Source organism: Nocardia brasiliensis ATCC 700358, assembly GCF_000250675.2.
In the GTDB taxonomy this organism is placed as follows: Bacteria; Actinomycetota; Actinomycetes; order Mycobacteriales; family Mycobacteriaceae; genus Nocardia; species Nocardia brasiliensis_B.
On the sequence record NC_018681.1, the window covers coordinates 1,559,673 to 1,577,560 of the forward strand.

Sequence of the window (17,888 nt, forward strand, 5' to 3'; positions counted from 1 at the left end):
GGCGCGGGCGGTCGAGCTCGGTTTCGGCAGCGGGTGGATGACCGAGCGCGACGCGACCATGGAGCCCAAACCGTTCCAGAAGCCTTACCCGCCACTGTGGTTCGGCGGCGGCAAGCCCACGGCGCTGCGGCGCGCGGTCCGGCACGGCGACGGCTTCTTCGGCGCGGGTTCCTCGACCACCGCCCAGTTCGCCGAACAGGTGCCGATCGTGCGCGTCGCGCTGGCCGAAACCGGACGGGACGCAGCGGCTTTTCCCGATCGCCAAACGCGTCTACATCGCCGTCGACGACAACGTCGACCGCGCCCGGGACCGGATGACCGAAGCCCTCATCGCCCAGTACGGCGACTACGGCAAATCGTTGCTCCCGGTCGCCGTCTGCGGCCCGACCGACACCTGTATCGAAGAGCTGCGCGCGGTCGCGGTGGCGGGTGCCGAGATGATCCTGATCAACCCGCTTTTCGACGCGGCGTACCAGATGGAGCGCCTGGCCGCCGAGGTGCTGCCGCACGTCGCCTGACGTGTTCGGTCAGGCGCCGATCGAGGAGAGCAGCATCGGCAGGGCGTTCTGCATCTGCACCTTCCACGCGTCCCAATTGTGGCCCTGGGACGCTACATAGCGCTCGTCTACCTGGGCGCCGACTCGCTGCAGTTCGTCGACGAAACGGTAATTCTGTTCGTAGGCGCGCGCTTCGACGGGATCGGCCTTGCCGTACGAGACGAACAGGGGGATGCCGGTGAGTTTCGCGGCCTGGCTGTACGGGTTGTTGGCGACCCAGATCTCGCGCTCCTCGGCGTCGCGGTAGTCGCCCCAGACCCGCTCCCACTCGGCGGCACACCCTTGGCCCGGCTTGTCCGGCTCACCGGGCGCGCCCGAGGCGTGCAACGGGTCGACGTTACCGCTGAACGAGGCGGCGGACTTGAACCAACCCTGATGGGCGGCAGCGAATTTCATCGAGCCGAGCCCGCCCATCGAGTTGCCCGCTACGGCACGGGTGGTATTGGCGTGGTAGGTCTGCTCCAGAATGGTGCGCACATCGTCGAGCAGGTACTTCTCCCACGCGGGCGGTCCACCGCGCCCGTCGTTGTACCAGTCGGAATAGGCACTGCACCAGCTGGTTTCGGGCAGGACGAAGATCGCGTTCCGCCCCGCCGTCAATGCTTCCAGGTTGCCCTTGTCGGTCCAGGATTTGTGGTCGTCGAAGCCGCCGTGCAGGACCCAGACCGTCGGCCACTTCTTGGTGGTCTCCTTGGTCCAGCCGGGCGGCAGCAGCAGGCGAACAACTTTGACCGACCAGTCCGGGCCTTCGAGATTCGGCGACGAGATGCCCAGATCGAGGATGCGGTCGCTGACCCGGGTTTCCCAGCGGACCGTGCCCGCCGCGGCCTGGGCCGGCGCGGCGGCCACGAAAGGCACTGTGAGGCTTGCGATGACGGTGGCGACAGCCACGAGGAGCCTGCTGAGTCGAGGCATCGGATGTTCCTTCCCGCGGGGTCGTCGAACGGTGCGAACCCGAGGCTGAATCTAGAGCAGCCGCGCAACTTCACGAATAGTGTTGTTCGTAAATGCCAGTTTCTTGCTATCCGCCGGGTGGGCTGAATCGCACTGCTCGCCTGGGCTTCTCGAAGGTGTCGGCCCGTGGTCGATCGGTGCGCGCCCTGCGGCAGAGTTGCCCTCATGCGTATTGCGGTGTACCTGGCACATCCCCGGGCCGACGGTTTCAATGGGGCGCTCTTCGACGCGGTGGTCGACGAGTTGCGGCAGCGTGGCGTAGCGGTCCTCGCGCACGATCTGTATGCCGAGGGTTTCGACCCGCTGCTGACCGCGGCGGAGACCGGGACGCTCGTGGGTGCGGCCCCAACCGATGACCTGGTGCGCAGGCATCAGGAGGAACTGGCCGAACTCGATGCGCTGGTCTTCGTGCACCCGAATTGGTGGGGGATGCCGCCCGCCATCCTGACCGGGTGGGTGCAGCGTGTGCTCACGCCCGCTGTGGCCTACAAGCTCGACACCGCGGCGGGTGCGCCGGTCGGCCTGCTCCGGGCGCGCCGGGCGCTGGTCCTCAACACCTCCGACACCACGGTGGAGCGCGAGCGGGACGTGTTCGGCGATCCGCTGCGGCAGATCTGGGCGGCCTGCGTGCTGCCCTACATCGGTGTCGACGATATTCGCCGCCGGGTCTTCCGGACGGTGACCGACTCGACCGCGGAACTCCGGTCTGCCTGGCTGCGCGAGGCGCGCGAGCTGGCTGCGGCGTTGGTGAGCGACGGCTGAGGCGGGACCGGGTGAGCGGATGCTCTCGTGTCCTGATTGTTATCTCAAACAACAAAATGGTCGCTCGAGTGGGTTGTGCGCTGGGTCACAGTCGAATATGTTGCAGCGAACAACATTCGCTCGACCTCGACCGCCCAGGCCTTTCCGGGGCGGTGGTTCCACGAAAGGCCCCCTCATGCGTAAGGGCATTCTCGGCGTCGCGGCCGTCTCGGTCGCCTTGCTCACTTCGCTGACTGCTTGCGGCGACGACTCGAAGGATTCAGGGGGTGGGGCCAAGATCGGGGTGATCCTGCCGGACAGCAAGACCTCCGCGCGGTGGGAGACGGCGGACCGCAAGTACCTGCAGCAGGCGTTCGACTCGGCCGGCGTCAAGGCCGACATCCAGAACGCGCAGGGCGACAAGAACGCCTTCCAGACGATCGCCGATCAGATGATGACCAACGGCGCGTCGGTGCTGCTGATGACGAACCTGGACAGCGGCACCGGCAAAGCGGTGATCCAGAAGGCGAAGGCGCAGGGCGTCACGGTGATCGACTACGACCGGCTGACGCTGGGCGGCGGGGCCCAGTTCTACGTGTCCTTCGACAATGTGAAGGTCGGCAGCCTGCTCGGCTCGGGCGTGGAGAAGTGCCTGACCGACAAGAAGGCGGTCAATCCTGTGGTCGCGTACCTGAACGGCGGCCCGACCGACAACAACGCCACGCTGCTGAAGCAGGGTTACGACTCGGTGCTCAAGCCCAAGTTCGATGCGGGACAGTTGGTGAAGGGCCCGGATCAGGCTGTGCCGGAATGGGACAACACCCAGGCGGGCACCATCTTCGAGCAGATGCTTACCGGCACACCGAATATCGGCGGTGTGGTCGCGGCCAACGACGGACTGGCCAACGCCGCGATCGCGGTGCTGAAGAAGCAGAAGCTGAACGGGCAGGTCCCGGTCAGTGGCCAGGACGCCACGGTGCAGGGTCTGCAGAACGTGCTCAAGGGCGACCAGTGCCTGACCGTCTACAAGGCGATCAAGAAGGAAGCCGAGGCCGCGGCCGAGTTGGCCATCGCGCTGACCAAGGGCCAGCAGGGACAGGCGAACGGCTCGGTGAAGGATCCGGAGTCCAAGTCCGACGTGCCCTCGGTGCTGTTGGAGCCCAAGCCGATCTACGCGGCCAACGTCAAGGATGTCGTCGCCGACGGCTACGTCACAAAGGACGAGCTGTGCACCGGTGAGTTCGCGAAACTCTGCGCGGACAACGGCATCTGATCCCGCCACGCCCCTTCCGCCGTTTCGATGAGGGGACGGCGGACGGGGCACCCCTAGGAGCAGTGAATGAGTGAAGCATCGCGCGGCGATTCGATCCGGGTGGTGGCCCGGTGAGCGGCGGACCCGGTACGCCGGTGGTCGAATTACGCGGCCTGCAAAAGAGTTTCGGACCGGTGCATGTCCTGCACGACGTCGCTTTCGCCGCCTACGCCGGTGAAGTGACGGCGCTCGTCGGCGACAACGGAGCCGGCAAGTCCACCCTCGTCAAATGCATCGGCGGTACGCACCCGATCGACGCGGGGGAATTCCTGTTCGAGGGCAACCCCGTTCAGGTGCACAGCCCGCGTGACGCCGCAGCGCTCGGCATCGAGATCGTGTACCAGGACCTGGCGCTCTGCGACAACCTCGACATCGTGCAGAACATGTTCCTCGGCCGGGAGAAGAAGACCGGCATCGTGCTCGACGAGTACGCGATGGAGGAACTGGCCGGAAAGACGTTGGCCAGCTTGTCCGTTCGCACGGTAAAGAGTGTGCGGCAGCAGGTGTCGAGCCTGTCCGGCGGGCAGCGGCAGACGGTGGCGATCGCCAAGGCCGTGCTGTGGAACAGCAAGGTGGTGATCCTGGACGAGCCGACCGCCGCGCTGGGCGTCGCGCAGACCCAGCAGGTGCTCGAACTGGTGCGCCGGCTGGCCGACCGCGGTCTCGCGGTGGTGCTCATCTCACACAACATGAACGACGTTTTCGCGGTATCGGATCGGATCGCGGCGCTGTACCTGGGCCGGATGGCGGCGCAGGTACGGACCTCCGACGTGACGCACGGCCAGGTCGTGGAACTCATTACGGCAGGGCGCAGCGGCGATCTCGGCCTGGACGCGAACGGAGCCAACCGATGAGCCTGTTGGAGAAGGAAAAGCCCGCCACCGCACCGGTTTCCGAGCTGGTGAACGAGTACGTCGGGCGGGTGCGCAGCGGCGACATGGGCGCGCTGCCGTCGGTGCTCGCGCTGGTCATCCTGTCCTGTGTCTTCTGGGTCGCGCGCCCGGTCTTCATGTCCGAGGCCAACTTCGCGAACCTGTTCACCCAGGGCGCGGCGATCGCGGTGATCGCGATGGGTCTGATCTTTGTACTGCTGCTCGGCGAGATCGATCTCTCGGCCGGGTTCACCAGCGGCGTCTGCGCCGCGGTGCTCGCGGTGCTGCTCACCGATCGCGGCTGGCCCTGGTATGTGGCGGTGCTGGTCTCGCTGCTCACCGGCGTGGTGATCGGCCTGACGATCGGCACCATCGTGGTCAAGATCGGCATCCCGTCGTTCGTGGTGACGCTCGCGGCCTTCCTTGCGCTGCAAGGCGTCGCGCTGAAGATCATGGACAACGGCCGCAATATCTCCATCCGCGACGACACCATCCTGGCCATCGCGAACAAGAACGTCCCGCCGCTGCTCGGCTGGCTGATGTACGTGCTCCTGGTCGCCGGGTTCGCGCTGCTCCAGTATCGAAAATTGCGGGCCCGCAACAAACTCGGGCTTACCGGCGAGACCATGCCGGTGATCGTGGCGCGGATCGTCGCGGTGGCGGTGGTGCTCGGCATCGCGGTGCTGGTGCTCAACGGGGAGCGCAGCCGCAACCCGGAGTTGCACTCGCTCAAGGGCATGCCGATCGTTGTTCCGTTGATCGCGGTCCTGTTGCTGCTGTGGACCTTCGTGCTCAACCGCACGTCGTTCGGCCGGCATATCTACGCGGTCGGCGGGAACGCCGAGGCGGCCCGGCGCGCCGGTATCACGGTGGATCGGGTGAAGATCACCGCGTTCGTGCTGTGTTCGACGATGGCCGCGGTCGGCGGTCTGGTCGCGGCGTCGCGCGCCAACTCGGTCGACCCCAACACCGGCGGCAGCAGCGTGCTGCTGCTCGCGGTCGGCGCCGCGGTCATCGGCGGTACCAGCCTGTTCGGCGGTCGCGGCCGGATGCTGGACGCGGTACTCGGTGCCGCGGTGGTAGCCGTGATCGACAACGGCATGGGGTTGATGGGCTACAGCGCGGGCACGAAATTCGTTGTGACAGGATTTGTGCTGCTCTTGGCGGCCGGCGTGGACGCGTTGTCGCGCAAACGCACCCGCCTCGGCGGTTAGCTGCCCGGGTACCGAGGACACGAGACGCGGAGAGGCGGTGACCATGCGACCGGCTTCTTCGCCGGAGGAGATCCGCAGGCGGAATCTGGCCGTGCTGCTGCGGCACGTGCACCGGGACGGCCAGGTCTCGCGCGCCACCCTGGCCGAGCGAATGGGGTTGAACCGCAGCACCATCCTGGCCTTGACGGCCGATCTCGCCGCCGCCGGTCTGATCAGAGAGGAACTGCCCGGTCAGACCGGCAAGGCGGGACGTCCGTCGCTGGTGGTGCGCCCGGAGTCGGACCGGGTCTACGTCGTCGCGCTCGATGTCGGCGCCGATCGACTGGCCGCGGCTCGCGTGGGGTTGGGCGGCTCGGTGCTCGATCAGGTCGAAACCGTGCGCCCGACAGGGACTTTCGACCCGGGTGACGTGATCGACACGTTGGCGTCGATGGCGCGCGGCTTGATCGGCGGAGCCGCGGGCGACGCTCGATGCGTCGGTGTCGGCGTGGCGTTCTGCGGCATGGTGCGCGAGGAGGACGGCGTCGTCCGCTACGGCCCGAACATCGGCTGGGTCGATGTTCCCTTCGGAGAGCACCTGACTCGGCAACTCGATCTCGGCCTGCGGGTGGTGGTCGGCAACAACGCCAACCTCGGCGCGCTCGCCGAATGCGAGCGCGGCGTCGGGGCCGGCCTGTCCGATCTCATCTATCTGCACGGCGATGTCGGTATCGGCGGCGGCATCATCATGGGTGGCCAGCTGCTCGGGGGTGAGGGCGGCTACGCGGGCGAGGTCGGCCATATGGTGGTCAACCGGGACGGACGGCCCTGCGCCTGTGGATCACGCGGCTGCCTGGAGGCCGAGGCGGGCGAGCTCGGCCTGATCGCGGCCGCGGGCCGCTCCGATCCGCCGGGCCGCGCGGCGGTGGAGGCGATCGTGGAGGCCGCGGCCCGCGGCGACTCGACGGCCCGGGACGCGCTGCATCAGGTGGGGGACTGGCTCGGATACGGCGTCGCGAACCTGGTGAACATCTTCAACCCGTCGATGGTCGTCTTCGGCGGGGTTTTGCGGGAGATCTATCTCGCCTCGGCGGCGCAGGTGCGTAGCCGGGTGGCGGTCGAGAGCCTGCTCGCGGTCCGGGAACGGGTGCGGCTGCGCACCTCGTCCCTGGGCGGCGACGCGACCCTGATCGGCGCGGCCGAGCTGGCCTTCGCCGACGTGCTCACCGACCCGGTGCAGACGCTGACCCGGATCTCCGCCGCGGGCGAATGAAATCGGGTGTGCGCCAACCCCCGTCGCTTCCGATCTACCCGCAGGCCACCGAACCCGACTATCATTCGCACAGCACTGTCCGGGTGATCAGGCACACGACGCCCGGGTGGGTAGGCCGGTCTGGTGCGGCGAGTTCGATCGTGAGCAAATTAAAGGGGTTTCGATGGATAGGCCGGCGTGGGCACCCGAGGGCGTGGATATGCAGCAAGCGAGCCCGGCGCGTATGTATGACGCGTTGCTCGGGGGCTCGCACAATTTCGAGATCGACCGTAAAGCCGCGGAGATGGGCAAGACGCTGGTGCCCGATTTGCCCAGGTTGGCGCTGAGCAACCGGGCCTTCCTGCGGCGTGCGGTGCGTTTCCTGGCCGATTCCGGGATTCGCCAATTCCTCGATATCGGGTCGGGGATTCCGACAGCCGGAAATGTGCACGAGGTGGTGCAGGCTATTGATCCCGATATCCGTGTCCTCTATGCGGATATCGATCCCGTGGCGGTGGCGCATTCCCGGGCGATTCTGCGCGGCAACGACCGAGCGGGCGCGATCGAGGCGGATCTGCGCAAGCCGGCCGAACTGCTCGCCAAGGCGGGTGACACCGGGTTGATCGACTTCGACCAACCGGTCGGTCTTTTGCTGGTCGCGGTGCTGCATCTGCTCGCCGACAGTGACGAGCCGATCGCGAAGGTGGCGCAGCTGCGCGCCGCGGTCCAGCCGGGTAGCTACGTGGCGATCTCGCATCTGACGTCCGAGCTGCGGCCCGAGGACGCGAGCAAACTCGGCGACAACGCGACGAACAAGGAACGAATCGGTATCCATTTTCGCGATCGTCACGGGATCGTCGCTATGTTCGAAGGATGGGAGCTGGTCGAGCCCGGCGTGGTGGAGTTGCCGGTCTGGCGCCCGGAGTCGGACCGCGATCTGCACGAGACGCCGGGCCGTTCGCTCGGTCTGGCCGGTGTCGGCCGAAAGGCCTGAAGCCCGACCACGAGCCGGCAGGGGGTCCCTGAGTGGGGTCGCAGGAGCTAGCGGTGCGGTGGGCCGACGCGCTCGACGGCGCGGTGGCTCCCACACTCACGCGATCCCAGATCGAAGCCATGCTGGCCGGACTGGCCGATGCCTTGGCGGCGGTGGTGCTCGGCACCGCTGAGCTCGCCGTGGCCAGGGACGCGGCGGCGGTGCTGATCGCGGCGAACTATCGCGACGCGGTCGCGGTCAGCCGTTCGGTGGTGGTGATCTGCCGGGATCTGGTGGACGACCTGTGCCCGGTGCACAGCGGGCCCGATTACGAGCGGATCCGCGATCGGGCGGTGCTCGCCGCCGCGGAGTTCGCGGCGGGCTGCACCGCGGCCTTGCGCTCGGCGGCGCTGGCCGAGCAGGAGGCGACCCTGGTCGCGACCTTGGCCGCGGCCCAGGAGGCCGAGGCGAAGCGGCAGCTCTCGGAGGCCAGGTTCGCCGCGGTCTTCGCGGGCGCGTCGGTCGGCATCGGCACTATCGACGTCATGGGCAACGTGCTCGATTCGAACGCGGCGATGGCCGACATGCTCGGTCTCTCGGTGGATGTCATGCCGGGGCGTTCGGTCGCCGAACTGCTCGGCCCCGCGAACATCGGCTACGCCTTCGACGAACTGCAACGGCTGCTCAGCGGTGAGTCGGACCGCTTCCGGTTGGAAACCGATCATCTGCGTCCCGATGGCACCGTCACCACCATCGACCTGTCGATGTCGGCCGTGCGCGACAACACCGGCCAGGTGCGGTTCCTGATCGGCGTCGCGGTCGACGTCACCGAACGCAAGCAGCTGGCCGACCGGCTGTGGCACGACGCCAACCACGACAGCCTCACCGGGTTGCCGAACCGCACGTTGTTCTTCGACCGGCTGGCGCACGCCGATCCGCCGATCGGCGTGTGCTATCTGGATCTGGACGGCTTCAAGGAGATCAACGACGTCTGGGGACACACCGTAGGCGACAAGGTGTTACGCGTCGTCGGTGAGCGACTACAGGGTGCCGTGGTGCCGTTCGGCGGGTTGGTCGCGCGGCTCGGCGGCGACGAGTTCATCGTGTTGATCGAAAAATGTTCGTGTGCAGAGCAATTGGCCAAGGTCGCGGCCGCGCTGGCGCAGTCGCTGGTGCAGCCGATAGCCGTGCAGAATCATCTGGTGACCGTCGGCGCCAGCATCGGCACCGTCTTTCTCGATGAAGTACCCGCCGCCCCCGACGAACTCATGCATGCGGCCGATACGGCCATGTACCGCAACAAGGCCGCCCAGGGGGCTCGGCCGCTGCGGTTCCGGGAACACTGAGCCGAACTCACCCGGTCGTCGCCGGATCGTCCAGGTCGGCCAGGCATTTCGGCACGAAGAACGGCGGGGTGCTGCGGCCCGAAACTCGGTAGCGGTCCCAGAAATCGAGGTCGCCGAACACCGCCGCCGCAGTGCCGAACGAGGTCTCGACCGTCCCCTCCGCCCGGTCGCCCACCGCGGTGGCGAGCTCCGGATTCGGCCGAATTCGCCCGTACCAGCGATAGATTCCGTCGATGCCCTGAAAGTGCCCGCGCAGCACCAGCTCTACCGCGATGTCCCGGCCGCCGACCGTGACGGTCGCGGGGCCCACGTAGTCGTAGTCGGTCATCAGGGGCCCTATTGGTCGAAGGCGATGTCGACGTGTTCGGTCAGCGGGACCGACTGGCAGGCCAGGGTGAGACCGAGTGCGAGATCGGCATCGACCAATGTGTCGTTGCGGAGCATGCGGACCTCGCCCGAGCGCACCGTGCAGGCACAGGCGCTGCACGCGCCCTCCCGGCAGGAGTAGGGCGCGTCGTGACCGCCGGCCAGCAGCACATCGAGCAACGGTGTGTGCCGAGGCCAGGCCACTTCGAGCCGCCTGCCGTCGAGGTGCACCGTCGCGGTGGCCGGTGTCCCGGCGTCGTCCGCGGCGAGCACGATATCGGCGAAGGGATCGCCGGTCAGCGATTGATAGATCTCGGTGTGCACGTGCCGTTCGGTCATGCCCGCCGCGAGCATGGCCGCTCGCGCTGTCCGCATGAAAGCCGAAGGCCCACAGAGGAAGGCATCGAATCCGGTATATGGCCACAGCCGTTCGGTGAGCGCCGCGGCGGTGGGCAGGCCCATGCTCGACGCCAGCCAGTGGTCGACGATCAGGCGGTCCGGATACTCCGTCATCATCTCGGTCAGTTCCGTGCCGAAGATGACCGAGCCTGCGTCGCGGTTGGCGTAGAACAGGTAGGTCGTTCCGGTGCCCGCGAGCAACGCCGACTTGATGATCGACATGACCGGGGTGATCCCGCTGCCCGCGGCGATCATCAGCAGGTCGGCGTCCAGCGATTTCGGTGTGAAGACACCGGACGGGGACAGCATCGTCACGCGCAGTCCGGGAACAGCGTTGTCACACAGCCAGTTCGAGGCGTAGCCGCCCTCGGTCCGTTTGACGGTGATGATCAGATCGTCGTCGAGGTGCGGCGAACTCGACAACGAGTAGCAGCGCGCCACCGAACCGGTCTGGGCACTCGGAATCCGCAGCGTGAGGAATTGCCCTGGGCGGTACCGGAATCGAGGAACGAGCAGATCGGGCACCTCGAAGACGAGCGAGACGGTGTCGAGCGTTTCGCGGATCACCTCCACGATCGTCAATTCGTGCACATGGGTATTCGCGGTAGCGGTGGGCGCCTGTCCGTTCCGAGGCGGCGCGACATCCGGTTCGGTCATCGTCACGCCGTCCGCGACAGCTCGGCGAGCACGTCGTCCGGCAGGGCACGGGCCAGGCGCAGGATGCGGGTGGTGACCGCGCCGCGCACCATGCCGACCTCGTATCCGTAGCGCAGCAACATTTCTCCCGCGAACTTCGCGTTCTCCTGGTAGTTCGGATTGAGCAGTGCCACGACGAGCCCGTGCAGCGGATGGATACCCACTGAGCGATAGACCCGCGGCGTCACGATGGCGGGCTGGATGCCGAACACCATGATGGCGAAGGCGAGCCGGTGCGCCGCGTTCACCAGCTTGCCGCGCGCGGCGATCTGGCGGACCAGTTCCTCCCGGGCGTAGGTAATGTGCCTGGCCTCCTCGAGTACGTGAATCTTGTTGAGCTGCCGCATATGTGGCTGGATCTGCGGATCGTCCATGTTCTCCCGCTGCAGCCGATCGAGGGTCTCCTCGACCAGCAGCAGTCCGGACAGGGTTGCCGGACCCATCGGAACCAGCCCGACCAACCGCACCGCCTTGAGCAGCGGCTTGGGAATGAACGGCTGGTACGCGCGCAGGCCCGATTTGTTGATCATCCGGCTGAACATGGTGGAATGCCGGGTCTCCTCGCCGACTTCGGCCAGCGCGTAGCGGCTGTGCTCGTCGCCGGGATTCTGGTATTCGATCACCTGCCGCAGCAGAAACGTGGACAGCGCGGTCTCGGCGAGGATGCCGAAGCTCAGCGCGCTGACCGCCTCGTGCATGCCGAGGGTGCTGCGCTGTTCGTCGGTGAGCCGGTCCCACAGGTAGGTGCCGTACAGGGTCTGCCGGTGGTCGAGCATCCATCGCTTGCCCGGCTCGAGCGGCGCGTCCCAATTGATGTCCACCTCACCGTCATAGGCGCGGTCGGCGGCCGAACGGAGCAGCCGCTGCGCGGTCTTCTGCCGATCGCCGACGTTCTTGGCGCGAGTGGTCGACATGCCCGCCGTGCTGACGGCATGTTTGGTGGGGGTGCTCATCGGTGCCTCCTCGATGTGGAACCGGGCCACACGCGACCCAGCCGGAGAATGGTGGTGGTGACCGGACCGTCGAACATTCCGGCCTGAATACCTTGTTGCACAAAGGATTCAGTCAACAGCCGGGCGGATTCCGCGTAGTGCCGACTCAGATAGGCAGCGAGCAGCGCGTGCCTGCGTCGTACCCCCGCCGCGCGGTAGGGCCGCGGTGCGATCAGCGCCGGGTAGAGCGTGGCTGTCGCGGCGGCGGCCCACAGGGCGGCGACCGCGTTGGAAACCGTGCCGTGCTCCTCGATTTCGGCGAGCAGCTGGTCTTTGGCGTAGGCCAGGTTGCGGCGGGCGGCAGCCTGATGGATCTTCATCAGCTGACGCAGGTGCGGTTGGACTTCCGGGTCGTTGGCGATCGTGTCGGCCACGTCGTGCATCGCCTGCTGGATCAGCAGCGTCACCGCCGCGGCCGCGGTGTTCTTCGGTGTGAGCAGAATGAGCCGTGAGACTGTCTGGGCGAGTAGGGGTCGCCGGTACGGGGCGAGCCCGCTCTTGTGCACCATCCGGCCGAACATGGCCATCGTGCGGCTGTCGGCGTGGATGGCGGCGAGCGCGGCACGGGTGTGGTCGTCCGCGGGCCCGGACGCCTCGATGATGTCGCGGAACAGCAGCATGGACCGGGCCGCGTCGGCGTAGATGGCGAGCGTCAGCAGGTTGGCCAGCTCGTACCTGGCCAGCGTCGCCCGTTGCTCGGTGCTCATCCGGCGCCACACCCAGGTGTCGTGAATGGTGCCGAGATGATCGGGTAGCCAATGCTTTCCGGGGTCGATCGGAGCCGACCAGTCGATGTCCAGATCGCCGTCGTAGGTCTCCTCGGCCGCGTCGAGCAGCAAACGGCGCGCGCTGAGGTCGCGGTCGGCGACCGTGCGGCGGCGCCGCACCGGACCGCCGGAGCTGGTGTCCGGCCGAGGGAATTCGCTCGGGTCGGGAATCGGGGTTGCCATCGGGATCGGCTCCCTTCGGGTCGCGCACGGGTGCCCTCGGCGTCGACCCGCAACGGCGCACGATCGTGACATGTTTATCCGGTACCGCTGGTACCGATCTCCCTTGAGTCTGGAACTCGGGGTGCGTATTGTCAAGATTGTCTGAGACACGGTTTTGTCAGTTTTCAGGAGGATGCCATGGCCGAACGTGGTGCAGCCGACGGCAGTCCGCACGACCGCGCCGACTACTTCGGTGCGGCGACCCTCGTGGTGCGCGGCGTGGAAGTGCCGGTGCGCGTGGAACTACGGGGATATCCCGAGCCCACCGACGGTGTGTACCGCTGGGTCGGCCGGGTCGACGCCAGCGACGCGCTCACCGAGGTGCTCGGCGACGAACAGCGCACGCCGTGCGTGGTGCGAACCGACGCTGCGGCGCGGCCCGCGGTGGTCGGCGACCGGGATCTGTGGAATCGGTATCGGATCATGGGTAAGAGCACTCCGCCCTATCCGTTGGCGTGAAACTGTCGCTGCGCGATGGCACAGTTGTCCGATGACCGAAACTGTTTGGCCCGTGGTCGAACTCAGGCAGTACACGCTGCATCCCGGCACCCGGGACACCATGATCGACCTGTTCGACCGGGAGCTCGTCGAAACGCAGGAAGCCGTCGGCATGCGCATCGTCGGCCAGTTCCGCGACGAAGACGATCCGGATCGGTTCGTCTGGATACGCGCTTTCCCCGATATGGCGTCCCGGGACGCCGCGCTCAACGCCTTCTACGTCGAGAGCGAAGCCTGGCGGACCCACGCCCCCGCCGCGCGAGCGACCATGGTCGACACCTCCAACGCACTGCTGCTGCAGCCCGTTTCAGCGCAGCACGCGCTGCGGCTCACGGGTAAGCGTCCCGGTGTGACCGTCCCGGATCTGCCGGACTCGCGTTTGCTCGCCACAATTTTCTACCTCGACACTCCACTCGCGGAATTCGCGCCGTTCTTCAATGAGCGGGTACGCCGCGCGTTGCTACTGACCGGGGGCACGCTGACCGGGCTGTACGTCACCGATCCCACGCCGAATACCTTTGCGGCGCTACCGGTTCGCGACGAGCGGGCCGTCGTGGTGTTCTCGTTGTTCGAGAGCGCCGCCTGGCGGGAGGCGCACCTGCGCGCGCTGGCCGAGCCCACCTGGACCGAGCGGGTGCTGCCGGAATTGGGCAAGTGGGTGTCGCGCCCGATCGAGCGACTGCGGCTGGCGCCGACCGCCCGCTCGCTGCTGCGCTGAGGGCTCCCTGTCGATCTGCCCAGCGAAATTGTGCATTCGCGAAGGAAGTGTCCGACACGCCACGGCGTGACATTCGGGTCTGTTAGAACCAGAGCACCGAGACAGCGCGGCGAAAGCTGTCTCAACCCGCAGTAGTCGCGCCGAGAGTGGTTGGTCGGATGAAGATCTCGTCATTGTCGATGATCGGTGTGGTGGTACTCGGCGCGCTGTACAGCGCGCCGATCCGCGCCGTGGCCGAGACCGGCTCGGCCGGACCCGGCAGCTACACCGTCACGACCACGGCGGACGGGGCGGCCGCGAACCCGTTCGACGGTGTGTGTCGTACGGACGCGGGGGAGTGCACCCTGCGAGCGGCGATCCAGGCCGCGAATGTGCGGCCGGGCAGCACGATTCGGGTGCCCGAGGGTCGCTACGAGCTCACCATCCCGCCGAATTTCTGGAACACCAACGGCCCCTTCATCGATCCGGCCACCGGCGACCTCGATGTCACCGCGGACACCACCATCGAGGGTGCCGGCCAGGACCGCACGATCATCGACGCGGGGCATCGGGACCGGGTCATGCTCACGACCGCGCACGTCTCGCTGTCCGGACTGACCATCACCGGCGGTAACGCCACCGAGCACGAGATTCCGCTGTTCGAGACCGGCGGCGGCGGAATCGCCAACTCCGGCAAGCTGATTCTCGACCGCGTGACCGTGGTCGGGAACGCGGCCGACTACGGCGGCGGCATCTTCAACATCCCCGTCGCGGATATGCGGATGACCGACAGCATCGTCACCGCCAACGCGGCGGGTGAGGCAGGCGGGGTGCGCTGCGACAACACCTGCACCTTCACCCGTACGGCGATCACCGGCAATCGCGTCGTCAACCCGCGCGTCAAGTGGTATCGGTTCGGCGGATTCGCCGGGCGCGGTGGCGGACTCGATATCCGGGGCGTCGGCGAGGTGGTGCTCATCGACTCCGTCGTGACGGGTAACAGCGCGGACGAAGGCGGCGGCGGGATCAATATCGCCCCCGCGTATCTCGATACGTTGCCCTACCAGTTCACCGATGTGTTCAACCCCGGCATGGGCCACCTGATCCTGCGCGGCTCGACCATCGCGCAGAACACCGCGGGCCTCGGCGAACAGAACTGTAAGAAGGTGTTCGCCACCATCCTGTCCACCGGCGGCAACCTCAGCAACGACCACTCCTGCGACCTGACGGCCGCGGGCGATGCCGTACGACCGGACGCGGGTCTGCGCTGAAGTCCGGAATACGCACAAGCAGAAGGAAATTCGCGATGGGTTCGTTCAACGTAGGCGACTGGATGACGGCACTCGGCCAGGGCTTCGCCTGGGTGATGTCGATGCTGGTATCCGGCGCGACCGCCGGGTCGTCCTGATCAGCCGGCCCGCTGCTCGGCCGGGTACGCGCGGAAGCCACGCACCAGGGGGCCGGTGGCCGGGCTGCCGGTGGCGGTGCGGACCGGATGCCGGGGTAAGAGCAATCCCTGGTCATGGTCCAGGAGGCGGCGTTCCAGATCGCGCAGCGCAGGTCCGGGTTCGACGCCGATCTCTTCGCGCAGCAGCTGCCGCACCTTGCGCAGCTGCGCAAGCGCGTCCGCCTGCCTGCCGCTGCGGAACAGGCCGAGCGCCAGCAATTCCCATCGCCGTTCGCGGTACGGCGTCTGGATGACCGCTTCGCTCAACGCCGCGACGGCACCTGCGGTGTCGCCGCACGCCAGCCGCGCAGCCTGCAGCTCTTCGACCGCGAGCTCCCGGAGTTCGCTCAACTTCGTTCGGGCACCGAGCAATTCGGGCGAGTCGCCGAGTTCGGTCCACGGTTGTCCGCGCCACAGCGCGAGACCGTCGGTCAGGGTGGTCACCGCCTTTTCGGCGTGACCGTTCAGCAGTGCGTGCACACCCGTGCCGACCAGCGCGCCGAACTTGTCCTGATCGGTGCACTCCGGTGGCAGCGCGAGCCGGTAGCCGCACCGATCGAGCACGAGGACCTGGCCGGCCCGCGGTCCGAGGGCGGCACGCAAACGATGGACCACGACGCGCACGTTCGGGCTGGGTCGACCGTGCGGGACGCGACCCCACAGGTACCCGGCCAGCACGTCGTTCGGCACCGAGGCGCCGCTCGCGAAGGAGAGCGCGGCCAACAGCTGACGCGGCCGTGGGCCGGGCAGGTCGACCGGCACGCCGTCGACGTCGATCTCGACCGGTCCGAGGACCCGGCACACGACCGGGCCCCCGTGACCGAGCGTGCCGGCCATCCCGCGATCAACGCTCTCGAGGCTGTCCAAGGTTCCTCCGCACAATGCGCCATCCAGGTGACAGTTCTCCAGTTAAGTACGGACTACCTGCGGAAACATCACCCCGCGTGCCGATGTTTTTCTCCGCCCCCTCGGTTAAAATAGAGAAGGACAAAAGGTGGTGGCCGGGTCGGCAGCATCAGGTGCCGCGAAGTCGTCGGCGACCCAGCCTTGCGGCACGCCGCAGCGTGAAACCGATCAGCACCCCGGGGAGTGGCACCAGTTGCCTCCGCGCGCGACAGTGGCGCGGCAAACGTTGGTTATCGCTCCGAGTGTCGCACGGTTGGTCCGGCGCGGAGGCTAGCTCAGCTCGCGATCGCGCCGGACCTGTTGGCGTGGTAGGGATTTGTGGCTAGGCGATGACGCTGCGCAGTTTCGCCGCGTAGGTATCGACGCGGCGCTGCTCCTGCGCGATGCGTTCCTTCGAGTGATGGGTCTCGATGCTCAGGCGACCCGCGAACGTGCTCACGATGGCCGCGCCACCCTCCGGCTGCTCCGGCGGCGGTGGCGTGCCCGCAGGGGGAGCCGCCGTGACGGTCGAGCGAAAGTCGGTGATACGCAACCCATCCGGGGCGGCCAGCGCGGGCACTCGACCCCAGTTGGAGACGATCATCATGCCGGGCAGCTGCGGTGGTCCCGCAGCGATCTGGTCGGGGATGTGCAGCGGTGTCTGCTGCACGATCCCGTCGGCGAGGGCGGTGTGCAGGGCCGCGCAGATGTCCTTGGCGAGTTCGACGAGGTCGGTGGTGTCCCCGGTGGGGTGGTAGTCGGCGAACCCGAGCAGGTTGGTGCCGTCGGTGCGGCCCACCGTCGGCGTGAGCCTGGTGCGCAGATCGACCGGGTAGACGTAGTTGATCTCGCTCAGTGGCAGATCGCGAATTTCCGCCTCGGTCAACAGGATTGCCGCCGATACCAATCCGTTGATCGTCACTCCGGTTCGGTGTCCCAGCTCGACCAGGGCCGTGGTCTCCGCCTCGGACAGCAGGCACCGCGACGAATCCGGCACGGTCTGGCGGATCTCTTCCGTCTCCGGTTCGGTGGCGGGCGGCGCCGGGCGCGATTCGGTGGGCGTGCCGGTTTCGGCGGCCGGCAGCTCCCGCTTCTCGATGCCGCGCGCGGCGAGCACTTCTTCGATGGATACCGGATAGGCGTGGACGGGCCGTACCGGTGTCTGCCCGGACACCAATTCCGTGTAGCACGACCATAATTCGGCCAGCACGGCCAGCGAGTGATAGGCGTCCGCGATGCTGTGATGAGTCAGCAAGGTCACGCTCGCGGTGTCGTCGGCGCGGGTCACGCACACCGCGCTCAACGTCTCGCCCTGGTCGAGTTTCTGATCGATCAGCAGGCGGTCCGGATCGTCGTCGACGACCGAGATCGCCGGAGCGGCTCCGGTCCCGGCGACCAGCGTGTAACCGCCGTCGCCGGTCGGCTCCAGTCGTGCCCCGAGCACCGGATAGGTCCGCACCACCGCCTCGTAAGCGGCAGACAATGCCGCGAGATCCAGCCGGCCCGTCACCTGAACCGCGTACCCCACGTAAACACCGATCCATGCGAACATCTGCTCGCTCGGCGCCAGCGGACGAACAACCGTAGACGTGGTCATAGAGCTCCCCTTCACCTAGACGACCAGCGTGCCCAACGGACGATCAAAGCCCCCACACGCACGCCGGAGCAACCGGTTTTCCGGCCGTCGCCTACCCTCCACGACCTGCGTTTCAGCAGCGT

The 17,888-nt window shown here is 67.3% G+C and carries 18 protein-coding genes and 1 pseudogene; 12 read left to right on the forward strand and 7 right to left on the reverse strand.

From position 1 onward, the window contains the following. Window positions 1-37: 37 nt before the first annotated feature. Window positions 38-238: pseudogene (locus tag O3I_RS47010) on the forward strand (LLM class flavin-dependent oxidoreductase); the annotation flags it as partial. 76 nt (window positions 239-314) lie between these two features. Then, window positions 315-518: a hypothetical protein gene (locus O3I_RS47015; RefSeq protein WP_014982185.1), complete on the forward strand. Its 204-nt coding sequence runs from the start codon at window positions 315-317 to the stop codon at window positions 516-518. Window positions 519-527: 9 nt separating this feature from the next. Here the strand turns inward: O3I_RS47015 and O3I_RS06930 are convergent, their stop codons facing one another. Then, the gene (locus O3I_RS06930) at window positions 528-1,472 is read right to left on the reverse strand and encodes an alpha/beta hydrolase (RefSeq protein ID WP_041562456.1); all 945 of its coding nucleotides are present in this window, start codon (window positions 1,470-1,472) and stop codon (window positions 528-530) included. Window positions 1,473-1,676: 204 nt separating this feature from the next. On the opposite strand from O3I_RS06930, the gene O3I_RS06935 reads away from it, so the two are divergent. The 7 genes from O3I_RS06935 to O3I_RS06965 all read left to right on the forward strand — a co-directional run bounded on the left by O3I_RS06935 (window position 1,677) and on the right by O3I_RS06965 (window position 9,200). Continuing rightward, entirely contained in the window at window positions 1,677-2,273 is a 597-nt protein-coding gene (locus O3I_RS06935; protein WP_014982187.1) for an NAD(P)H-dependent oxidoreductase, read from the forward strand. 175 nt (window positions 2,274-2,448) lie between these two features. Continuing rightward, on the forward strand, window positions 2,449-3,525 hold the full coding sequence (locus tag O3I_RS06940; protein WP_014982188.1) for a sugar ABC transporter substrate-binding protein: 1,077 nt from the start codon (window positions 2,449-2,451) through the stop codon (window positions 3,523-3,525). A gap of 134 nt (window positions 3,526-3,659) precedes the next feature. Continuing rightward, complete coding sequence (locus O3I_RS06945; protein ID WP_014982189.1) at window positions 3,660-4,418, forward strand: ATP-binding cassette domain-containing protein; 759 nt, start codon at window positions 3,660-3,662, stop codon at window positions 4,416-4,418. Next, a complete protein-coding gene (locus O3I_RS06950; protein ID WP_014982190.1) occupies window positions 4,415-5,650 on the forward strand; it encodes a sugar ABC transporter permease in 1,236 nt (411 codons plus the stop codon). The genes O3I_RS06945 and O3I_RS06950 overlap by 4 nt, the downstream gene beginning before the upstream one ends. Window positions 5,651-5,693: 43 nt before the next feature. After that, a complete protein-coding gene (locus O3I_RS06955) occupies window positions 5,694-6,902 on the forward strand; it encodes an ROK family protein (protein ID WP_041563467.1) in 1,209 nt (402 codons plus the stop codon). Window positions 6,903-7,008: 106 nt separating this feature from the next. Then, on the forward strand, window positions 7,009-7,875 hold the full coding sequence (locus tag O3I_RS06960) for an SAM-dependent methyltransferase (protein WP_237748263.1): 867 nt from the start codon (window positions 7,009-7,011) through the stop codon (window positions 7,873-7,875). 53 nt (window positions 7,876-7,928) lie between these two features. Beyond that, a complete protein-coding gene (locus tag O3I_RS06965) occupies window positions 7,929-9,200 on the forward strand; it encodes a sensor domain-containing diguanylate cyclase (RefSeq protein WP_014982193.1) in 1,272 nt (423 codons plus the stop codon). A gap of 7 nt (window positions 9,201-9,207) precedes the next feature. Here the strand turns inward: O3I_RS06965 and O3I_RS06970 are convergent, their stop codons facing one another. From O3I_RS06970 to O3I_RS06985, 4 genes are read right to left on the reverse strand one after another with little or no spacing between them, the layout of a single operon-like run. Next, window positions 9,208-9,528 (reverse strand): DUF4873 domain-containing protein, encoded by a 321-nt coding sequence (locus tag O3I_RS06970; RefSeq protein WP_014982194.1) that lies wholly within the window; start codon window positions 9,526-9,528, stop codon window positions 9,208-9,210. Window positions 9,529-9,536: 8 nt separating this feature from the next. After that, complete coding sequence (locus O3I_RS06975; RefSeq protein ID WP_014982195.1) at window positions 9,537-10,622, reverse strand: ferredoxin--NADP reductase; 1,086 nt, start codon at window positions 10,620-10,622, stop codon at window positions 9,537-9,539. Window positions 10,623-10,624: 2 nt separating this feature from the next. Further along, entirely contained in the window at window positions 10,625-11,614 is a 990-nt protein-coding gene (locus tag O3I_RS06980) for an AurF N-oxygenase family protein (RefSeq protein WP_014982196.1), read from the reverse strand. Next, the gene (locus tag O3I_RS06985; RefSeq protein WP_014982197.1) at window positions 11,611-12,603 is read right to left on the reverse strand and encodes a diiron oxygenase; all 993 of its coding nucleotides are present in this window, start codon (window positions 12,601-12,603) and stop codon (window positions 11,611-11,613) included. The genes O3I_RS06980 and O3I_RS06985 overlap by 4 nt, the downstream gene beginning before the upstream one ends. 177 nt (window positions 12,604-12,780) lie before the next feature. On the opposite strand from O3I_RS06985, the gene O3I_RS06990 reads away from it, so the two are divergent. The 3 genes from O3I_RS06990 (at window position 12,781) to O3I_RS07000 (ending at window position 15,108) form a co-directional block, all read left to right on the forward strand. Further along, entirely contained in the window at window positions 12,781-13,101 is a 321-nt protein-coding gene (locus O3I_RS06990) for a DUF4873 domain-containing protein (RefSeq protein ID WP_014982198.1), read from the forward strand. Between the two features lie 31 nt (window positions 13,102-13,132). Beyond that, window positions 13,133-13,858, forward strand: coding sequence for an NIPSNAP family protein (locus O3I_RS06995; protein WP_014982199.1), 726 nt, complete (start codon window positions 13,133-13,135; stop codon window positions 13,856-13,858). A 158-nt stretch (window positions 13,859-14,016) separates the two neighbouring features. Beyond that, window positions 14,017-15,108, forward strand: coding sequence for a CSLREA domain-containing protein (locus tag O3I_RS07000; RefSeq protein WP_014982200.1), 1,092 nt, complete (start codon window positions 14,017-14,019; stop codon window positions 15,106-15,108). Between the two features lie 137 nt (window positions 15,109-15,245). On the opposite strand, the gene O3I_RS07005 is transcribed toward O3I_RS07000, so the two are convergent. Both O3I_RS07005 and O3I_RS07010 read right to left on the reverse strand, forming a co-directional pair. Continuing rightward, the gene (locus tag O3I_RS07005) at window positions 15,246-16,151 is read right to left on the reverse strand and encodes an AfsR/SARP family transcriptional regulator (RefSeq protein WP_141691686.1); all 906 of its coding nucleotides are present in this window, start codon (window positions 16,149-16,151) and stop codon (window positions 15,246-15,248) included. Between the two features lie 361 nt (window positions 16,152-16,512). Beyond that, complete coding sequence (locus O3I_RS07010; RefSeq protein ID WP_014982202.1) at window positions 16,513-17,766, reverse strand: phthiocerol/phthiodiolone dimycocerosyl transferase family protein; 1,254 nt, start codon at window positions 17,764-17,766, stop codon at window positions 16,513-16,515. Between the last annotated feature and the right edge of the window lie 122 nt (window positions 17,767-17,888).